The organism is Rhizobium sp. A37_96, from assembly GCF_053521765.1.
In genome coordinates, this window is the sequence record NZ_JBNWDS010000034.1 from 1 (window position 1) to 17,642 (window position 17,642).

At 57.3% G+C, this 17,642-nt stretch carries 18 protein-coding genes; 14 read left to right on the plus strand and 4 right to left on the minus strand.

All coding sequences use genetic code 11. From position 1 onward, the window contains the following. The 3 genes from ACQZ6J_RS33250 to ACQZ6J_RS33260 form a co-directional block, all read right to left on the minus strand. The coding region (locus tag ACQZ6J_RS33250; protein ID WP_449087137.1) for an aldehyde dehydrogenase family protein at nucleotides 1-330 on the minus strand (330 nt) is incomplete at its 3' end. 85 nt (nucleotides 331-415) lie between these two features. After that, nucleotides 416-1,402, minus strand: a complete 987-nt coding sequence (locus ACQZ6J_RS33255) for a transketolase family protein (RefSeq protein ID WP_449087138.1) — start codon at nucleotides 1,400-1,402, stop codon at nucleotides 416-418. Nucleotide 1,403: 1 nt separating this feature from the next. Then, entirely contained in the window at nucleotides 1,404-2,291 is an 888-nt protein-coding gene (locus ACQZ6J_RS33260) for a transketolase (protein WP_449087139.1), read from the minus strand. Nucleotides 2,292-2,502: 211 nt separating this feature from the next. Here ACQZ6J_RS33260 and ACQZ6J_RS33265 point away from each other — a divergent pair, with 211 nt between their 5' ends. Both ACQZ6J_RS33265 and ACQZ6J_RS33270 read left to right on the plus strand, forming a co-directional pair. Next, nucleotides 2,503-3,501 (plus strand): amidohydrolase family protein, encoded by a 999-nt coding sequence (locus ACQZ6J_RS33265; RefSeq protein ID WP_449087140.1) that lies wholly within the window; start codon nucleotides 2,503-2,505, stop codon nucleotides 3,499-3,501. Then, nucleotides 3,498-3,809 (plus strand): NifU family protein, encoded by a 312-nt coding sequence (locus ACQZ6J_RS33270; RefSeq protein WP_449087141.1) that lies wholly within the window; start codon nucleotides 3,498-3,500, stop codon nucleotides 3,807-3,809. The genes ACQZ6J_RS33265 and ACQZ6J_RS33270 overlap by 4 nt, the downstream gene beginning before the upstream one ends. Before the next feature lie 168 nt (nucleotides 3,810-3,977). Here ACQZ6J_RS33270 and ACQZ6J_RS33275 read toward each other — a convergent pair whose 3' ends face one another. After that, nucleotides 3,978-5,045 (minus strand): SDR family oxidoreductase, encoded by a 1,068-nt coding sequence (locus ACQZ6J_RS33275; protein WP_449087142.1) that lies wholly within the window; start codon nucleotides 5,043-5,045, stop codon nucleotides 3,978-3,980. Between the two features lie 109 nt (nucleotides 5,046-5,154). On the opposite strand from ACQZ6J_RS33275, the gene ACQZ6J_RS33280 reads away from it, so the two are divergent. The 12 genes from ACQZ6J_RS33280 (at nucleotide 5,155) to ACQZ6J_RS33335 (ending at nucleotide 17,472) form a co-directional block, all read left to right on the plus strand. Further along, entirely contained in the window at nucleotides 5,155-6,045 is an 891-nt protein-coding gene (locus ACQZ6J_RS33280) for a LysR family transcriptional regulator (RefSeq protein WP_449087143.1), read from the plus strand. 169 nt (nucleotides 6,046-6,214) lie between these two features. Further along, complete coding sequence (locus ACQZ6J_RS33285) at nucleotides 6,215-6,880, plus strand: TetR/AcrR family transcriptional regulator (RefSeq protein WP_449087144.1); 666 nt, start codon at nucleotides 6,215-6,217, stop codon at nucleotides 6,878-6,880. Beyond that, complete coding sequence (locus ACQZ6J_RS33290; RefSeq protein ID WP_449087145.1) at nucleotides 6,877-7,821, plus strand: LysR family transcriptional regulator; 945 nt, start codon at nucleotides 6,877-6,879, stop codon at nucleotides 7,819-7,821. Before ACQZ6J_RS33285 ends, ACQZ6J_RS33290 begins: the two co-directional genes overlap by 4 nt. Nucleotides 7,822-7,929: 108 nt before the next feature. Further along, complete coding sequence (locus ACQZ6J_RS33295; RefSeq protein WP_449087146.1) at nucleotides 7,930-8,679, plus strand: SDR family NAD(P)-dependent oxidoreductase; 750 nt, start codon at nucleotides 7,930-7,932, stop codon at nucleotides 8,677-8,679. 100 nt (nucleotides 8,680-8,779) lie between these two features. Beyond that, entirely contained in the window at nucleotides 8,780-9,544 is a 765-nt protein-coding gene (locus ACQZ6J_RS33300; RefSeq protein WP_449087147.1) for a glucose 1-dehydrogenase, read from the plus strand. Nucleotides 9,545-9,563: 19 nt separating this feature from the next. Continuing rightward, on the plus strand, nucleotides 9,564-10,505 hold the full coding sequence (locus ACQZ6J_RS33305) for a sugar ABC transporter substrate-binding protein (protein ID WP_449087148.1): 942 nt from the start codon (nucleotides 9,564-9,566) through the stop codon (nucleotides 10,503-10,505). 48 nt (nucleotides 10,506-10,553) lie between these two features. Then, the gene (locus tag ACQZ6J_RS33310; protein ID WP_449087149.1) at nucleotides 10,554-12,092 is read left to right on the plus strand and encodes a sugar ABC transporter ATP-binding protein; all 1,539 of its coding nucleotides are present in this window, start codon (nucleotides 10,554-10,556) and stop codon (nucleotides 12,090-12,092) included. Beyond that, nucleotides 12,089-13,078: an ABC transporter permease gene (locus ACQZ6J_RS33315; protein WP_449087150.1), complete on the plus strand. Its 990-nt coding sequence runs from the start codon at nucleotides 12,089-12,091 to the stop codon at nucleotides 13,076-13,078. The genes ACQZ6J_RS33310 and ACQZ6J_RS33315 overlap by 4 nt, the downstream gene beginning before the upstream one ends. 106 nt (nucleotides 13,079-13,184) lie before the next feature. After that, nucleotides 13,185-13,973 carry an SDR family NAD(P)-dependent oxidoreductase gene (locus tag ACQZ6J_RS33320; RefSeq protein ID WP_449087151.1) on the plus strand — a complete coding sequence of 263 codons (789 nt, stop codon included), beginning with the start codon at nucleotides 13,185-13,187 and terminating at the stop codon, nucleotides 13,971-13,973. Nucleotides 13,974-13,987: 14 nt separating this feature from the next. Continuing rightward, nucleotides 13,988-14,386, plus strand: a complete 399-nt coding sequence (locus ACQZ6J_RS33325; protein WP_449087152.1) for a hypothetical protein — start codon at nucleotides 13,988-13,990, stop codon at nucleotides 14,384-14,386. 615 nt (nucleotides 14,387-15,001) lie between these two features. Then, on the plus strand, nucleotides 15,002-16,846 hold the full coding sequence (locus ACQZ6J_RS33330; RefSeq protein ID WP_449087153.1) for a putative bifunctional diguanylate cyclase/phosphodiesterase: 1,845 nt from the start codon (nucleotides 15,002-15,004) through the stop codon (nucleotides 16,844-16,846). A gap of 296 nt (nucleotides 16,847-17,142) precedes the next feature. Further along, nucleotides 17,143-17,472 (plus strand): ArsR/SmtB family transcription factor, encoded by a 330-nt coding sequence (locus tag ACQZ6J_RS33335; RefSeq protein WP_449087154.1) that lies wholly within the window; start codon nucleotides 17,143-17,145, stop codon nucleotides 17,470-17,472. Nucleotides 17,473-17,642: the final 170 nt, after the last annotated feature.

Below are 17,642 nucleotides of genomic sequence, written 5' to 3' on the forward strand. Positions count from 1 at the left end.
CTCGCCCTTGGCCTCGGCAAGCGGCTTGCCCTGTTCGGCGGTCAGGATGCGCCCGAGATCGTCCTGGTTCTCCATCATCAGCTCGAACCAGCGCCGGAGAATGCCGGAGCGCTCCTTGGCGGTGCGGGCGGCCCAATCCTTCTGCGCGATCTCGGCCGCGGCAATCGCCGTTTTCGTCTCGGCGGCACCCAGATTGGGAACGAGGCCGATGATCTCGCCGGTTGCCGGATTGTCGACCTTGATCGCATGGGAGGGATCGGCTTCGATCCACTCGCCACCGACCAATGCTGCCTGCCGGAACAATGTGGGGTCGTGAAGATGAGATAGCATTCTTCCTCCTCTGGAGAGTTCAGTTCAAGAGAGCCCGTCATAAATCATGTGGAGGCCGCGGTTTGTATGCCACAGCCCCGCTGATTTACGCCCACTCTTCGAGAAGCCGAGCGGCACGTTTCGTGATGCCTTTGGCATCGAGTTCATAATGTGCGTAGAGATGGGTCGGCGGGGCGATCAAGCTATACTCGTCGTATATGCCATGGCGTGTCAGCTTCACTGGCATGCCTTCGCCGGCGATTACTTCCGCAACTGCTCCTCCCAGGCCTCCCAGGACATTGTGCTCTTCCACCGTCAGGATCTGCGGGCTTTGCGAAGCTGCTTCGAGGATGGCGTCGCGATCGATCGGCTTGACGGTTGCCATATCGATGAGACCAACGCTTGCCCCCGCCGCTCGAAGTGCTTTAGCAGCCTCTAGCGCTGGATGCACGGTAGAACCTGTGGCGATAATCGTAAGGTCTGTACCGGCGAAGTGCGGTATGGCCTTGCCGATCGTGAATGGGCGCCGCTCGGCATAGACCTCGGGGTCGCGTCCGCGCTGGATGCGGATGTAAATTGGATGCGGATAGTCGTTGGAAGCCTTGATGACCTCCATCAGCTGATTGGCATCCGCCGGCGCGATGACCGTCAGATTGGCGATCGAGCGCATGATCGCCAGATCTTCCGTCGCGTGATGGGACGTGCCGTAAAAGCCAAGTGAGATGCCGGCATGATGGCCGATCAGCCGCACAGGCAGTTTCGAATAGGCGACATCCATGCGGATCTGCTCGCAGCAAAGCAGGGCAAGGAAGGATGCGAAAGTGGCTACATAGGGTTTCATGCCGACAGCAGCCATGCCTGCGGCGGCCGAGACCATGTTCTGCTCGGAAATTCCGAACTGGACGAAGCGCTCAGGATGCTGCGTGTGAAATTTGGACAATCCGTTCGAAAATTGCAGGTCGGCGGTGCCTGCCACAATCGGTTCGCCGGCCGCGGCCAGTTCGGAAAGCGCATCGGAGAGTGCGTCCAGCCCCGGGGTCAGGGCATTCAATTGCCGATATTGCCAGGACTTGTCGGAAAGCGGCTTGTTCATATCAGATCTCCATCGCTTCGATTTCGGCAACTGCGCGTGCGGCGTCGGAAGGGTCGAGATAGCCTAGGTGCCAACCCGGTTCGGTTTCCATGTAGGACACACCCTTGCCCTTGACTGTCCGGGCGACGATCATTGCCGGCCTTGTCCGTGTGTCGTCCGCCTTCAGTGCCCGAAGCAAGATCGAGACCGCGGTGACATCATGCCCGTCGACGACATGTGTCTCCCAGCCGAAAGCTTGCCATTTCTCGACGATCGGTTCGACGCCGATGACGTCATCGACCTGCCCATCGAGCTGATAGCCATTGCGGTCGATGATGCCGATCAATTTGCCGAGCTTGTTGTGTGCGCCGAAGAGCGCGGCCTCCCAGACTTGACCCTCCTGCAACTCACCATCGCCGATCATAACGAAGGTAAAATAGTCCCTACCCAGCATGCGACCTGCGAGCGCCATGCCGGAACCGGCCGAAAGTGCATGTCCGATTGAGCCGGAGCTGAAATCGATGCCGGGAACCTTCGTCATGTCGGGGTGATCGCCGAGCGGGCTGCCAAGACGGGTATAACCGTCCAGGAGGTCCGGATCGATGAAGCCAAGGTCGGCAAGGATCGGGAACAGCCCGACGGCCGCATGTCCTTTGCCCATCATGAAACGGTCGCGCTCCTCCCATGTCGGTTCGCCGCGCCGCAGGTTCATGACGTCGTAATACAGCACGGAAAACAGTTCCGCTGCCGAGAAGACGGATGTGTAGTGGCCTACCTTGGCAATCTCGATCAGCCGGATCGTTTCAAGCCGGCAAAACTTCGCCCGATCCTTGAGATAGGCAATCTGCTCGTCGTTTGGTCGGAGGTCGTTTCTAGCCTCGGTTGCTGTGATCTTACCTGGTTGGGTCACGTCCTGTCCTCATCGTCAGCCTTGGCCGCCTGGCCCTTTGGCGCACTTGATCATCGACCCTTTGTAGACGGAGAAACGCGCGGCCGCTCGCACGATTCTTTGAAAACAATCTTCAACTATTCCAAAGAAATGAATGGGTTGGGTCGTGTTACGACGGGGTTGACGCAATGCATGCGGCAATCCTGGTAGGAGGTTTTTGATGAAAGACGGGATGTTTGTTTTTGATGCGGCTGTCCATACGCAGGACTTCGGCGACAATCAGATCAAAAAGGGTAGCGACGGCAGGCGCGTGCGGATTCTGCGTTCGCAGATCTCCGATTTCATAAGCCTGACCGGCAGGCGGGGACCTCCGCCGGAAACCGGAACCTTTTCCAATCCCGATCTCGAATGGGGCAACAAGATGCTCTTCGAGAATTCGGATACGGACATGGCGAGCGCCTGCTCGGTCCCTCTGTTTTCTCACTGGCGGGCCGGGCTTGGGCCTGTCGAACTCAGCGACGCCTTCGCCAAATCGAACCCGAAGCGCGTGGTGCTGACGGGCGGTGTCGATCCGGCCTATCACGGGCTCGATTTCGCGCTTGAGGAGATGGAACGGCAGGTCAAGGAACTTGGCGCCGTCAGCATGAAATTCTATCAGTACCAGCGTCGAGGCTGTTCTTGGCGCGCGGATGATCGCGATATCGCCTATCCGATCTGGGAGAAAGCCATCGAACTCGGCATCAAGATGGTGCAGTTCCACAAGGGCTTTCCGCTGGAGCTGGGGCCGGTCGAGGCTTTCAAGCCCAACGATATCCAGTATGCGGCCGCCGACTTCCCGGAGTTGAATTTCGGCATCCATCATCTCGGCGACCCCTATGTCGATGAGACGATCTCGATCGCGAGCCGTTTCGACAATATCTACCTGGTCCTGCCGCTATGGTTTAACCAGTATTACCTGCAGCCGTGGAAGATGCTGTCGCGGCTTGGCGAAGCCCTGCTTTATGTCGGTTCCGACCGCATCTGCTACGGTTCGGAAGCGTTTATCTGGCCGCATGTTCAGACCTATATCGACACACTTGCCAATCTCGAGATGCCGGACGAACTGCAGGAACGCTACGGCTATCCGGAGATTACCCGGGAGATGAAGGAAAACATGCTCGGCAAGGCATTCGCGCGCGGCATGGGGATCGACATCGAAGCCAAGAAGATCGAACTGGGGTTGGTTGCATGACGGTCAGTGCCATCATCTCCACCGATGCGCTGGAGGCCGCCTTCGCGCGCATCAGACCTCTGATCCTCGGCCACGGCGGCGATATCGAGCTTGCCGATATCAGTCCGGAGGGCGTCGTCAGTGTCAAGCTTGTTGGTGCCTGCAAAGCCTGCCCCAACATGGCGATGACCTATGTCGGCCCGATCCGGACCTACCTGATGGAGGTGGAGGGCGTGGCCGAGGTTCGCTGCGAGCAGGTCAATGCCAGCGTCAGGTCGCTGGATCGTCTGGCGCGCCGGCTTGGCTCAAGACCTCTGCTCGCGGATTAACCTCGAGAACCTTCAGCATGAATGAACATCGCGTTCCTGCCATCAGGAGCGCGATGCTTGCATTTGCCATTTGCTGCCAGTAGCTCTGGGCAACTCCCAAGCTGGCCTGCTACGTAAAACGGCGCGCCATTGGCGCGCCGCGAAACTTGTAGCCTTTAGGTCAGCAGTCTAGGGAATGAGCCGTTCCGCACGCAGCCGATCGAATACGTCGATGAAGGACTGTTCCGTGTCCTGGGTTTCTTTGAAGCCGAGCGACCTGGCCTTCGCCATGGAGTGAACGCATTCCATCGGCCGTCCGAGGTCGAGATCGGTGTGCCAAGCCGAGGCCAGGCGGTCGAGCTTGTTGGGCTGAAGGCCGTGCTTGCCGACGAGCTCATCCCAGTCCGTACCGAGATCCCGCATCTGTTCGGCCAGGGAGTTGTACTGGCCGGGATAGTCGGCGACCGGGACGTCGAAGTAATCGGCAATCGTCTGCCAGAGCTGCTCCCAGCGGAAGACATCGCCATTGACGGCGTTGAACGCTTCGTTGCGCGCGTTCGGCTCCATGCCCGCCCAAACGATCTGCTTGGCGAGAATGCGTGCATCGGTGATGTCGTTGAGACCCCGATAGGCCGTCGGGCTCCCTGGGAAACGGAACGGCCGGCCGGTCGCCTTGCAAATCGAGGCATGGGTGGCAAGCGTTGCGCCGATGTTCATCAGATTGCCGACTGCGTATCCGATGATCGTATGCGAGCGGTGAACCGACCAGCCGAAGCCATGCCAGGCTCCATAGCTCATGACGATGTCTTCCAGCTCGTAGTAGAAATTCTTCTTGGGCAGGCGAGGTGCCGTCTCGCGAAATGGCGTGATCGGCTGAACCTTGCCGTAGTCCTCGAAGGGGCCGAGATAGTGCTTGGTGCCTGTGACGACGCTGACATGCTGCAAGCAGCCTTTGTCCTTGAAGGCATCAAGAACGTTTCTGAGCATGTCGCCGTTCAGGCGGATGTTCTCATCCTCGTTGGCGCCGAGGGTCCAGGAACAGTAGAAGATATGGGTCGGCGAAAGATCCGATAACGTAGCGATCGCCTCTTCCCGCTTCAGCAGATCGACCGTATGCGATCGGATGTAGGAAGCGCCGATGGGCGGCCGGCGTGATGCGCCATGGATTTCCCAGCCCCCGAGATCCCGCAGGTGCTCGGCCACGTTCAATCCGACGATGCCGGTCGCACCGACGATCAGTGCGCGTCTCTGATACATTTGTTTCTCCTTTTGTCGAAGTGAACGCAAGGATGACCATTTGCCGCCTGGTCAGATAGGCGGGTTTGAGGAATAACAGAAGTGAATATATTTCACTTTGGGAGAAGTCATGCAGAACCGCGCTCTCGAGATGGAAGTCTTTGTCACCATTGTCGACGCCGGCAGCTATTCCGCTGCGGCGCGGGCATTTTCCCTGTCACCTTCGGCGATCAGCAAGCTCGTCACGCGGCTCGAAAAGCGCCTCGGTGTTCAACTGGTCGTTCGCTCGACCCGCAGCTTTCGCCTGACGACGGAGGGAACGGAATTTTATGAGAGGTCCCGCGCGATCGTTCAGGACATTGTCGAAGCGGAGGCGAAAGTGGCCAGCAGGGCCGAGACCGTCGCGGGGCTATTGAAGGTAAGTTCTAACTTGCCTTTCGGTCTCCATGTGCTGTCGCCGCTTGTCGTCCTGTTTCTGGACGAAAATCCGGAAATGCGCGTTGATCTGGAACTGACCGACGAGGCGGTCGACATGATTGCGGAAAAGACCGACATCGCCATCAGAGCCGGCCAATTGCGCGATTCTTCACTACGCTCGCGGCGGCTATTGAATTCTCCCCGCCATATCGTTGCCTCGCCGGAATATTTGGTGCGTTTCGAAGAGCCGGCACGTCCTGATATGCTGCGGCAGCATACGTGTCTGACCTTCAGCGCCAGACCGCATCTTAACAGCTGGCAATTCAGAGATCCGGCCGACGGAGCCTCGGTTCATGTGGATGTCGGGGGCAAACTAGTCGTCAACAATGGCGAATCCATGCGTATTTTCGCGCTGGCGGGCGTTGGCATCGCGCGACTATCTGAATTTCATATCAGCAGGGATATTGCCGAAGGCCGTCTCGTTCGACTTTTGGATCGTTGGGATGCCGGTGAGACCGAGCCGATCTCGGCGATCTATTCGTCCCAGACCCATGTCCCGCAACGCATCCGGAAGTTTCTGGATTTCCTTGCGAAGAAGCTCTGAAGGAGAAGTGATCAGTTGATAAATTATCACTTGATCATTTCTGGGCGTGGTGATACCTCTTACGTCAGCTCAGGGAGAGAGCGTGGAGTTCTTCGGCCGTTGTAAGGCCGTACCGATCCATTTTCGTTGATATGAGGGCTGACATCGCGTGATGTCAGAACGGGAGAGTATGGCAAAACAAGCCCGAGAATATCTGGATGCAGCCGAGCGTGAGCAGCGAATTCTCGAATTCGCCATCGATTTCGTTGCAAAGAGAGGATTGCGGTTCACGACGCGGGAACTGGCTGATGCGCTGGGCGTCTCGCAACCGCTCCTATATCGGTATTTCAAGAGCCGCGACGACCTGCTGCAGAAGATCTACGATGAGGTCTACCTTAGACGCTGGGATCCGACGTGGAACGAGCTGCTTGCCGATCGCTCCTTGCCGATCCGGGAACGTCTCGTGCGCTATCTTCAAGCCTATACCAAGGCCATACTCGATGAGCGATGGATAAGGATCTTCATCGCCTCGGCGCTCGAAGATCCGCAGATCACTAAGAAATATCTGGGTCTGCTGCATGAGACGACATTTCCGCTGATTTTCGCGGAGGTGGCAGCCGAAGTGGGAATCGAAGTCCCTCCTGGACCGAATGCCGAGGAACTGGCGATCGAGATCGTATGGGGCTTTCACTCAAGCTTCTTTTACATGGGCGTGCGCAAATACATCTATCGCAACAAGATACCGAATGAACTCGACCCGATCATTCGGGCAAGGGTCGATGTCTTTGTCTCGGGCCTTGCGGAAACGATGCAAAGGCTGGGCGACTACCTGCCGGACCCGGAGGCACGCAAATGAACAGTATTCAGGATCTGCGTCTGTTCTCCGAGATTGTCAAATCGAACAGCTTCTCGATTGCGGCCTCGAAGCTGGGGCTGTCTCCGGCAACGATGAGCGGGCGCCTCAAGGCGCTGGAATGTCATTTCGGTGTTGCGCTGCTGAAGCGTACGACCCGGTCACTATGTCTGACGGAGGAAGGGAGATATCTCTTCGAGACATCGCAGGCGATCATCGAAGATTTCGAGCGGCTCGACAAGACGATGCGTGCGCGAAAGCGCAACACCCACGGCACCGTAACGATTGCGGCACCGTCGGAATTCGGTCGCAAGTATGTCATTCCGCTGACAAACGAATTCGGCATCTCACATCCGGAGATCGGCTTTCGACTGATTCTGGGCGACGACGATGTGAACCTGGTCGAAGACGATTGTGATATTCTTATCCGCTTCGGTGTCGTTCCCGATAGCGCTCTGACGACTCGGAAACTTGGCGAAAATCCGATGGTGATCTGCGCTGCGCCGGAGTACCTCGCGCGGATGGGTATTCCCGTGGTGCCATCCGAGCTTACGGATCACAACTGTCTCGTTTATCTCGATGGCAAGACGGCAAGCGATAGATGGTTCTTCGATATCGAGGGAAAGGATATGGCGGTTCGCGTCTGCGGCAATCGACTGGTCTCAGACTGGCAGGCATTGATCGATCTGGCATGCGCTGGTCATGGGATCGTACGCGCCTCCTCATGGGATGTCGCGAGAGAACTTGAAGAGGGCTCCCTTGTTGCCATTCTTCAACCATTCCAGTGCGAGCCGGAAATGATCCATCTGCTGTCCGAGCCAAGGCACCGCCTTCCCCGACGAACGGCTGAGTTCATCGATTTCCTGCTGCAGAAGGTGAAGCGCCTGAGCCGCGGCGCCGAGCCGCGCAGGGACGACCATATCGAGCTGCGCGGCGCCGCCTGATCGTAATTTTTTGATCACTCCCATTCGAACGGTTCATCCAAGGCTGGACCGAATGATGACGCATGGAGAATTGCTATGGATTACGGCTTGAGAGGAAAACATGTGTTGGTGACCGGAGGAGCCACGGGGATCGGACGCGCCATTGCATCGGCTTTCCTGGCAGAAGGAGCCGAGGTCACGCTCAGCGGTCTCACCGAGACGGAAGTCAATGAGGCGGTCGTAGCGCTCGGCACCCACTGCCGCGGATTGGCGGGCGATCTTACGGCAAAGGGCGAGCCGGAGCGGTTATATGCTTTTGCGCAGGATAATGGTCCCGTCGATATTCTTATTAACAATATCGGGATTTTCGAGGTTCGCGATTTCTTCGAAACGACGGATGAGCACTGGTTTCGATATTTCGATGTGAATGTCATGACTGGGGTGCGGATGTCCCGTCTCGTATTGAGGGATATGCTCCCCCGCGGCGAGGGCAGTGTGATTTTCATCAGCAGCGAAAGCGCGGTGAAACCGCAGCCCTGGATGGCGCACTATGGTGCGATGAAGACATGTCTTCTCGGCCTGTCGCGATCGCTGGCCGAATTGACGAAGGGCACGCGCGTGCGCGTCAACGCCATCCTGCCCGGTCCGACCAATACGGAAGCGGTCCGGCGTTATCACGAGCAGATCGCGAGTGAGAAGGGTACGACGCGCGAGGCCGTGGTGTCGCAATATTTCGAGGATACCGAGCCGACGTCCCTCATCCGGCGGATGATCGAACCGGAGGAGATTGCACGCAGCGTCGTCCATCTCGCCGCAAGCGCTCATCTGAACGGCATGGCCATGCGGGCAGAAGGCGGCACGATCCGGTCGATTCTGTGAGGCTTCTTCAGCGGAGCTGAAGAGTGAATTCATCACAACGATCTCAATCGTCGCGGCCATTGCAAGTATCAAGAACAGACGATGTTTTGGGAGGAGCCACGTGAGCATATTCGATCTTGCAGGCAAGCGGGCATTTGTGACCGGTGCCGGTAGCGGGCTTGGTCAGGCGATTGCCATCGCCTTGGCGCAGGCGGGCGCCGATGTCGCCTGCTTTGATCTTGCGCAAGCATCGGGGCAGAACGACACCTCGGCGGCCATCACTGTAACAGGCAGACGAGCGATCCTGCTTGCGGGCGATGTCACCGAGCTGGCCTCGATCGAGGCGGCTCTTGACCACGCGGAACATGAGCTCGGAGAGATCGATATCGCCGTAAACAGCGCCGGGATCGCAAATATCAGTGCGGCCGAGTCCATGCCGCAAAGCCAATTCCTTCGGATGATGGACATCAACCTCAACGGGTTATTCTGGTCCTGCCAGGCCGAGGGACGGCGAATGCTGAAGCGCGGACGGGGCTCTATCCTCAACATGGCGTCGATCTGTGGCTCGACGGCCATAGCTGGTCTCGAACAGGCACATTACGACGCGACCAAGGCCGCCGTGATCCGTTTGACCAAGAGTCTGGCTGCCGAATGGGCCGCGCGAGGGGTACGCGTCAACTGCCTCAGCCCGGGCTTCATGGCAACGCCGATGAACAATCGGGCGGAAGTCGCGGAAAACGTCCGGAAATTCTCTGCAATGACGCCGATGAAGCGTATGGGCCGGCCGGATGAAGTCGGCGGACCCGCGGTTTTTCTATCGAGCGACGCAGCAAGCTACTGCACCGGAGTCGATCTGAATGTCGACGGCGGTTTTCTATCAATCTGACATCGGAACGGGAGGAACAATGATGTCGACAATACTGAAACTAGCCGGAGTTGCGATGATCGCCCTTTGGGCCGCGAACCCGGCGTTTGCGAAACCGGTGAAGATCGGCTGGGTGCAGGGCAATGCCGCCTTTCAGGCCGAGCAACGCACGGAGGACGGCTTCAAGAAATACCTGAGCGACAACAAGATCACCGACTGGGAGGTTACCTATCTCGACTCTGCCGGTTCGGCGGAAAAAGTCGCCAACAATATCGATGACGTTGTCAGCCGCGGGGTGGATGTCATCTATGTGACCTATGCTGATCTGCGATCTTCCAGCAATGCGCTGAAGACCGCGCAGGCTGCAAAGATCCCCGTCTATACCATCGACTCCGGTTGGATCGAAGGTTCAACCGCAGACATCACCACCAATAATTGGCAGATGTCGGCGGAAGTGTCCCTGAGCCTCATCAGCAAAATGAACGGCAAGGGCAATCTGATCCTCATCACGACGGACAAGATCAAGCCGGTTCGCGAGCGCACGGACACATTGCGCGCCATCCTCAAAGAATATCCCGACATCAAGATCATCGGCGAATACAACTTCGATGTGGCAAACTTCTATCAGGATACGATGAACGCCGTGCAGGATTTTGCCACGCGCTACGGTGATCAGATCAACGCGGTATGGACGCCCTGGGACGAGCCGGCACAGGCGGCGATCACTGCCCTGCAAGGCGCTGGACTGCATGTTCCGGTTTCCGGCATGGATGGGCAACCTGGGGCCATCAAGGCAATCTGCGAGCCGGATTCCATGTTAATTGCAACGGGTCGCCAGCAATTCGAGGAATGGGGCGCCGATCTTGCGACTTACGCCAAGCGCGTGAAGATGGATGGTGAGGATCCGAAGGCGGTCACCAACGGCAAGAACATCGTCTACTACGGCGCGACGCTCTTCACCAAGGACGACTGCGGCAAATAAAATCAGCACACGGGCGGTCGCTCCGCCCGTCCCAGCCTGAGGTAGAACATGTCAATCGTGCTTGAAAATATCACGAAGCAATGGCCCGGAACCTTGGCGCTCGATGGCGTGTCGCTCGAGGTGGTCGAAGGCAGGGTTCACGGCATCGTCGGAGAGAACGGTGCCGGAAAGACCACGCTTGTCAGCGTTCTGAGCGGCGCTGTTATCCCGACCGCCGGAACGCTTCGAATGTCCGGTCGCGCACTCGTATTCGAAAATCCGGCCGCCGCGGTGAAGAACGGCGTCTCGCTCGTCTCCCAGGAGGGCAATCTCGTTCCGCATCTGACCGCGGCGGAAAATATCTGTCTCGGGTTCGAGCCGGTACGGAGCGGCTTCTTCATCAATCGGCGGGAGGTTCAGCGGCAGGCGGAAGCGCTCGCCGAGAAATGGTTCCCGAATACGAACATCGAACTTCGCCGAAAGGTCGATGAGCTTCCCTATGCAGACCAGAAGATCGTCGAAATCCTGCGGGCCCTTCACTCACATCCAAAGGTTCTTATCCTCGATGAGCCGACGGCGACTTTGCCCGCCAAGGAGAAGGCGAGTCTCTGGACCCTGATCCGGCAACTGTCCGGCGGTGGAATAGCGATCGTCCTGATCAGCCACTTCCTCAAGGAGGTCATCGATCTCTGCGATGAGATCACAGTCTTGCAAGACGGGCGCAAGGTCTCTCACCTCACGAACGAACGCCGTGAGGTCAGTGAAAGACAACTGATCGATCTCATGCTCAATCGAAGCCGGTCTTCCGACAATGGCCGTCGTTTGAACGAGGAGGCCCGCGGAGACAGGAAGCTGGCGGACGACGCCGAAATCATCGTCGATGTGCGTGACTGGCGGGGTGAGCGCTTTGAGATGTCGGAGCTGAAGGTTCGCAGCGGCGAGATCCTCGGTCTGATCGGGTTGACCGGTTCCGGTCATTTCGAATTTGCCCAATCGCTGTTCGAGCCCAAACGTGCCGGGGAAGGGCGATACCTCTTTAAGAACAAGGAGGTTGGACGAGCCAGCGTCCGGGACATGAAACGGTTTGGAGCGGCGCTTGTACCGGATCACCGGATGATCAACGCCATGATCGGCGGCTGGACCGTTCGCGAGAACATGTCGATGGCTGGTCTGCAGGATACATGCCTGAAGCCGCTTGGATTCATACAGGCTGGGCGCGAACGGGCTGAAACCCTTCGCCTCGTCAAACGGCTCAACATCAAGACCGCAAGTGTGGAAACCAAGGTCGCTGAACTTAGCGGTGGCAACAAGCAGAAGGTTTCCGTGGCGAAATGGCAGTTCGCGGCGGAGGGAAAATATAAACTCTTCATCTTCCTCGAACCGACAGAAGGGGTCGATGTCGGAGCCAAACGGGAAATCCACGACCTCATCGTTTCTCTCGCAGAGCAGGGTGCCGCAGTCATCGTGGCATCCAGCGATCTTCTGGAGATCGCCCATGTGGCGGACCGTGTCATTGCGTTCAGGAACGGCCGAGACACGGATCAGATCGCGCGCAGGGACTTTAGCGAAGTGGCGTTCATCAACGCAATCGCAGGAGCGACACAATGACAATAACCACAATCCTTCTTCCGAGCGGAGTTTCCAAAGGCATGCGTCTTGGCTCGATCATACAGAAATACAGCACGCTTGCGGTTCTCGTGGTGTTGTTTGTAGCCTTCGCCTTGGGGACGGACCGGTTCTTTACCGGTACGAATCTCGTCAACATCCTGCAGCAGATTTCCATGCTGACCATTGTCGCCGTCGGTTTGACCTTCGGTTTTGCAGCGAAGGAAATGGACCTTTCTGTAGGTTATGTCGTCGGCCTTGCCGGCTTGCTTGCACCGCTTCTGATGGTGAACGGGCTGCCAATTCCGCTTGCCATCCTCGCGGCGCTCGGCGCTGGGCTCGCCGTCGGCCTGGTCAATTCCGCCCTGGTGGTTGGAATTGGCGTGCCGTCGTTGATAGCCACTCTTGCCGCCGGCTCCATTCTCTGGGGCATCAACTTCATGATTTCGGGCGGCCGCGCGATCTATGGTGGAATTCCGGCCGGGTATCTGGGGATCGGTCAAGGCAAGGTCGCGGGTTTCCTTCCCTATCCGGCGCTCCTGATGCTCGTCATCGTCGCCGCGTCCTGGTTCGTCATGGAGCGCACCACCTTCGGCCGATATCTCTATGCCGTCGGCGGCAATTCGCGCGCCGCTGAGCTTTCGGGGATCCGGGTGCGCTCCTATCGTGTTTACGGACTCGCCTTGAGCTCGTTCTTCGCGGCGATCTCCGGAATTATCCTCTCCGCGCGCCTTGGGTCGGGCCAGCCAAACGGCGGCGAGACCTATCTGTTGGACGGACTGGCCGCCGTGTTCATCGGAATGACGATGCTGAGGCCGGGAACCGCGACCGTCATGGGCACATTCTACGGCGCGCTTCTCATTGGCATCATGAACAACGGTTTGAACCTGGTGGGCATGGACACCTACGTTCAAAGCATCGTCAAGGGCATCATTATCGTGATCGCCGTGTCGGTTGTCTCCCGTACGACGAAGCTGAAACTCCTTTGATGATAGAAGAAGCCCATCTCGACGAAGAAAACTTGACGAACGTGCAGATGTTCGTGCCATCCTCGGCCAGGCAAGCGAAATGAAAGCGCAATGGGAGGGCGCCGACATGAACCTCAATCTGGCCGACAAGGTTGTCATCATCACCGGCGCAAGCTCGGGCATCGGCTTGGAAACGGCAAAGATGTTTCTTTCGGAGGGAGCGCGCGTGGTGGGTGCCAGCCGCGACATGGGCGCTGCGAGAGCCCTTGGCCCTGAAGATCGATGGATTGAATGCGATGTTGACCTTGCCGAAAAAGGATCTGGCGAGATTGTTGCGAATGCCGCGATCCAGGCGTTCGGCCGAATTGATATCCTGTTCAACAATGCTGGCGTCTGCCCCACACGCACCGGCTTTCTCGAAGTGTCCGACGATGACTGGGCGCAGACTTTGAACATTAACCTCGGTGGCTATGTGCGAATGGCGCGCGCTGTCCTGCCGGTGATGATTTCGCAAGGAAAGGGCGTTTTGATTCATTGCGGCTCGGAAGCCGGGCGTATGCCGCATCCGCTTTTGCCGGACTACAGCACGTCCAAGGCGGCAATCACCCTGCTTTCGAAGGCGCTTGCCCGCGAATTCACGCCCAAGGGCATCCGCTCGAATGTGGTAGCGCCTGCCCATATTCGCACTGAGCTCTGGGATCGGCCCGGCGGCTTTCTCCATGCGCTTGCCGCGCGTTATGGAACGACGATCGACGGTGCAGTGGATGCCTTTTTGGCAGAATCGAAGCTGCCCGCCGGGCGGCTGGGAACCGCAAGCGACGTCGCAGCAACCGTCCTCTATCTCGCGTCGGACGCCGCCGCGTTCATCAGCGGCGATGTCATCAACGTTGATGGTGGAGTGATACCAACCACATGATGAAGGGACATCAAATGGAACCCAAGATCGAGCACACCCCGGAAGTGTCCAAGACGCTATTCGATGAAATCGCCCGTGCGGACACGCGTGTCGGCCAAACCATTGTCTCGGAAACGGATATGGTCCGCATTTGGCACATCAGCCTTGAGCCGGGCGAACGTCTTGGGTTTCACCGCCACGAATTGGACTACTGCTGGATTGCCATCAATGCGGGTCGGTCGCGTTCCGTGTTTTCGGATGGAAACATTGTAGACACCGACTACAAGGCGGGCGATTGCAAGATTTTCGCCTTCGATAAGGGTGAGAACATGGTTCACGATCTCACCAACATCGGAGACACCAGCCTTGCGTTCACAACCATCGAATTCAAGGGCTCTCTCAAGCCACGCCCGTCGGCGTCGTCTTGGGATTGAGAAACAATCAAGCAGACCAGATGATGATGGTTGCGACGAAGCATGCCGCGGCTAAGTTTGTCGTATCAGATGGCGATTTGTCGCCCGTCCTTCAGCCTGCAGAAGGTACACTCGATAATGTTCCTGCGCTTGTAGGCTTCAGGGCCGAGAGGCTGGATGGGTTTTAGCGCCGGGTTGCTTGGAATGACTAGCAAGGTTCCACCATAGATCAGAAAGGTTCGTAGGGCGTCGCTGTCGTAAGCGGTGCCTGCAGCGCATATTTGTTTGGGCGGCAGGAGCGCGAGCGACCAGGGCGTCGCCACGCGTGACACAGTCGCTTGCGGCAGACCCAATCCTCTTGGTAGAGCGCAACCTTGAGCAGACTTGCTACTATCGTATCCGGTTGACACATATCTGGCGCCGCACCAGAACGCAACTGAACTATTAGTATAAATAATACAGTAAGCGCTGCCGGCAACTTTCGTTGGCGCTGTATCTAAAATCAGCAGAACAATATCAAACCGCAAAATGGTTTACAACTGTCTAACCAGCCATTTGTCCTGACATCCAAATTGGAATTACTTTTCCGGCGTTGAGAAGACCAAGTTTTGGCCTTGTGAATATTGGACGGGTGAGATGGGGCAAAAGGCTGAGCTTGAGCGCGTTCCTGGGGCTGGCGCTCCGCTCTATCGCGAAGCACTTGAGGAGATCGCCCATAGACTTACGGCATCGTCGCGACATCATCTGGAGGACGAGTTCATCCGTTATGCACTCGATAGTGCGGCCATCGTAGTCAACACTGACGTTCAGGGAACGATTACCTACGTCAACAGGAAATTCTGTGAGATCAGCGGCTATTCGCAGGCCGAATTGTTGGGGTCCAATCACCGCATGCTCCGTTCCGGCATGCACGACAAAGCCTTTTTCAAGTCGATGTATCGTTCGATTGCTAACGGCGAGATCTGGCACGGTGAGATCTGTAACCGCCGCAAGGATGGCACGCTTTATTGGGTCGACACGACTATTGTCCCGCATCTGTCTGAGTGCCGGAAAGTGGACAGCTATACCGCAATCCGATTCGATATTACCGAGCGCAAGATGCTGGAAGATGCGCTCAGGTCGAGCAAAGAGCATCTTGATCGTATCGCCAATCTCGATCCGCTGACCGAGCTTCCAAACCGCCGCCGTTTTCAGGAGTATTTGGAAGTGCTCGTGTCAAAGCATTCATCGAACGGGCTCGCGTTTCGGCTCGGGTTAATGGATGTCGACTCCTTCAAGGAGATCAACGATTCCTTCGGCCACTATGCTGGTGATATTCTCCTCCAAAGCATCGGTGAGCGGTTGCGCTCATTCGGCGACGGTCGCCTGTTCATCTCGAGATTGGGAGGCGACGAGTTTGCGCTGATTCTCTTGGGAGGCGGAGCCGGAGAAGCCGACATCTTCTTTGAGCGGGTGCTTGAGGCAATCCGTCAACCCGTCTCCGTCGGTTCCTCACATCGGCGCTGTTCGGTTAGCATCGGGGTCGCTGCCTACCCCCAGGATGCCGCTGACGCGGAAAGCTTGATCAAGGCGGCGGATCTTGCCCTCTACCAGGCCAAGGCGCTTGGACGCGATCGTGCTGAGCGTTTTGAACCCCAGTTGAGGGAAGTAGTGGAGAACAGGGCTGCGCTTCTGGAGGAGATCGAGACGGGGCTTCAGCGCGGTGAATTTGAGCTGCATTATCAGCCCATTGTTCCGATTGCCTCGCCGAACAGCATTTCTCTGGAAGCGCTTATGCGGTGGCGTCATCCGCGCCTTGGCTTGCTGACGCCGGGATCCTTTTCAGGAGGGTTCGAAGACCCGGCCGTGCGGGCGGCATTTGGAATGTTTATGGTAGAACAGGTGTTTAGAGATGTGGCGAGACTGCGCGGGCAAGGCGTCCCGCTGAGACGCGTAGCCATGAACCTCACAAACTCCGATTTCCGTTCGGATTCTTTTCTCGAGCGCTTCTTCCAATTATGCAACACGACCGGAATTGGCCCCGACCAGTTCTGCGTCGAAGTGACTGAAGGCATGTTCCTCGGCCCAAATCAGAAGCGCGTAACGTCAGGGCTTCGGCGACTACACGATGCCGGCGTCGAGATTGCACTTGACGATTTCGGCACAGGTTATGCTTCGCTTACACATCTGCGCCGGTTGCCCATCGACAGGCTGAAGATCGACAAGAGCTTCGTCGCCAATATGGTCGCCTCGCCGGAGGACCGGGCAATCGTACGCGGGGTGATCGATATCGCCCATAGCATGAGAAAAGTCGTGACGGCGGAAGGTGTAGAAACCGTCGAGCAGGTAAATCTACTTCGCCGGATGAACTGCGACCTTTTGCAAGGATGGTACTTCAGCAAAGCGCTCCCGGTTCAAGATCTCATTGAGACGTTTCAATCCATGCCCAAGGTGATTTTCGGGGGTGGAAAGGCACGGAAGACGATCTGGAAACAGATATGAGCTTCACGGCGATCGCATTGACGGCTCATGTCAGGGATACCGTTGCGAAGGGCGCCCAGAAGGCATCCGCATCAAGTTCAGTCCCTGGCGTGCGCTGGGGCCGGACAGCAACCGCAAGGGAACAGTATACGTCGCGCTCGAAGCTACGGCGATCATTGGCGAGATCGCTTACGACAACGTGCCCTTCCGGGCATCTGCGCAGCGAGCAGCGCGGGATATTGCGCCGCCCGCCAGCAAACACAAGAAACACCCATACCACAGGTAAGGAAATGGGCTTGAGATCCGGTGGAGGAGGAATGCACCAAGATGACGTCACAGCTGCATATCAACCAATTACGCTGCAATTTTTGGAGTGCAACACGGAAAGAGCCGTATCCTTACTCGCGGCATTGAGCAATGCGAAACGCCTGGAAATCCTCGTCAGCTTGATAGATCAGGAATATTCAGTCGGAGCACTCGCAAAAAGAGTGTCATTGAGCCAATCTGCTCTGTCGCGACATCTGATACTGCTTAAGAACGGCGCCTTAGTTACGTCGCGGCGTCACCGGCAAACGATCTATTACACATGCCAATCTGCAATTGTTCATAGACTTCTTGCGGTACTTTCGGAGGTCGTCATGCAGTAGCGTGTGTCGTTAAGCCCTCCCAGCCTTGGTCAGGAGAACCGACCAAGCCCCCCGCGTTGAATAAATCAGTAGTTGAATAGCCGGAAGGATATGACGGTGATGTTAGGACTCCATGGTGCTGCTGGAACGATGAAAACCGGTGCGCTCGATGCGATGAGCGCCAATATCAT

Coding starts and splice junctions, on each gene's coding strand:
- ACQZ6J_RS33255 (WP_449087138.1), bottom strand. CDS start 1,402: ATGAACAAGCCGCTTTCCGACAAGTCCTGGCAATATCGGCAATTGAAT.
- ACQZ6J_RS33265 (WP_449087140.1), top strand. CDS start 2,503: ATGTTTGTTTTTGATGCGGCTGTCCATACGCAGGACTTCGGCGACAAT.
- ACQZ6J_RS33270 (WP_449087141.1), top strand. CDS start 3,498: ATGACGGTCAGTGCCATCATCTCCACCGATGCGCTGGAGGCCGCCTTC.
- ACQZ6J_RS33275 (WP_449087142.1), bottom strand. CDS start 5,045: ATGTATCAGAGACGCGCACTGATCGTCGGTGCGACCGGCATCGTCGGA.
- ACQZ6J_RS33280 (WP_449087143.1), top strand. CDS start 5,155: ATGCAGAACCGCGCTCTCGAGATGGAAGTCTTTGTCACCATTGTCGAC.
- ACQZ6J_RS33285 (WP_449087144.1), top strand. CDS start 6,215: ATGGCAAAACAAGCCCGAGAATATCTGGATGCAGCCGAGCGTGAGCAG.
- ACQZ6J_RS33290 (WP_449087145.1), top strand. CDS start 6,877: ATGAACAGTATTCAGGATCTGCGTCTGTTCTCCGAGATTGTCAAATCG.
- ACQZ6J_RS33305 (WP_449087148.1), top strand. CDS start 9,564: ATGATGTCGACAATACTGAAACTAGCCGGAGTTGCGATGATCGCCCTT.
- ACQZ6J_RS33310 (WP_449087149.1), top strand. CDS start 10,554: ATGTCAATCGTGCTTGAAAATATCACGAAGCAATGGCCCGGAACCTTG.
- ACQZ6J_RS33315 (WP_449087150.1), top strand. CDS start 12,089: ATGACAATAACCACAATCCTTCTTCCGAGCGGAGTTTCCAAAGGCATG.
- ACQZ6J_RS33320 (WP_449087151.1), top strand. CDS start 13,185: ATGAACCTCAATCTGGCCGACAAGGTTGTCATCATCACCGGCGCAAGC.
- ACQZ6J_RS33325 (WP_449087152.1), top strand. CDS start 13,988: ATGGAACCCAAGATCGAGCACACCCCGGAAGTGTCCAAGACGCTATTC.
- ACQZ6J_RS33330 (WP_449087153.1), top strand. CDS start 15,002: ATGGGGCAAAAGGCTGAGCTTGAGCGCGTTCCTGGGGCTGGCGCTCCG.
- ACQZ6J_RS33335 (WP_449087154.1), top strand. CDS start 17,143: ATGCACCAAGATGACGTCACAGCTGCATATCAACCAATTACGCTGCAA.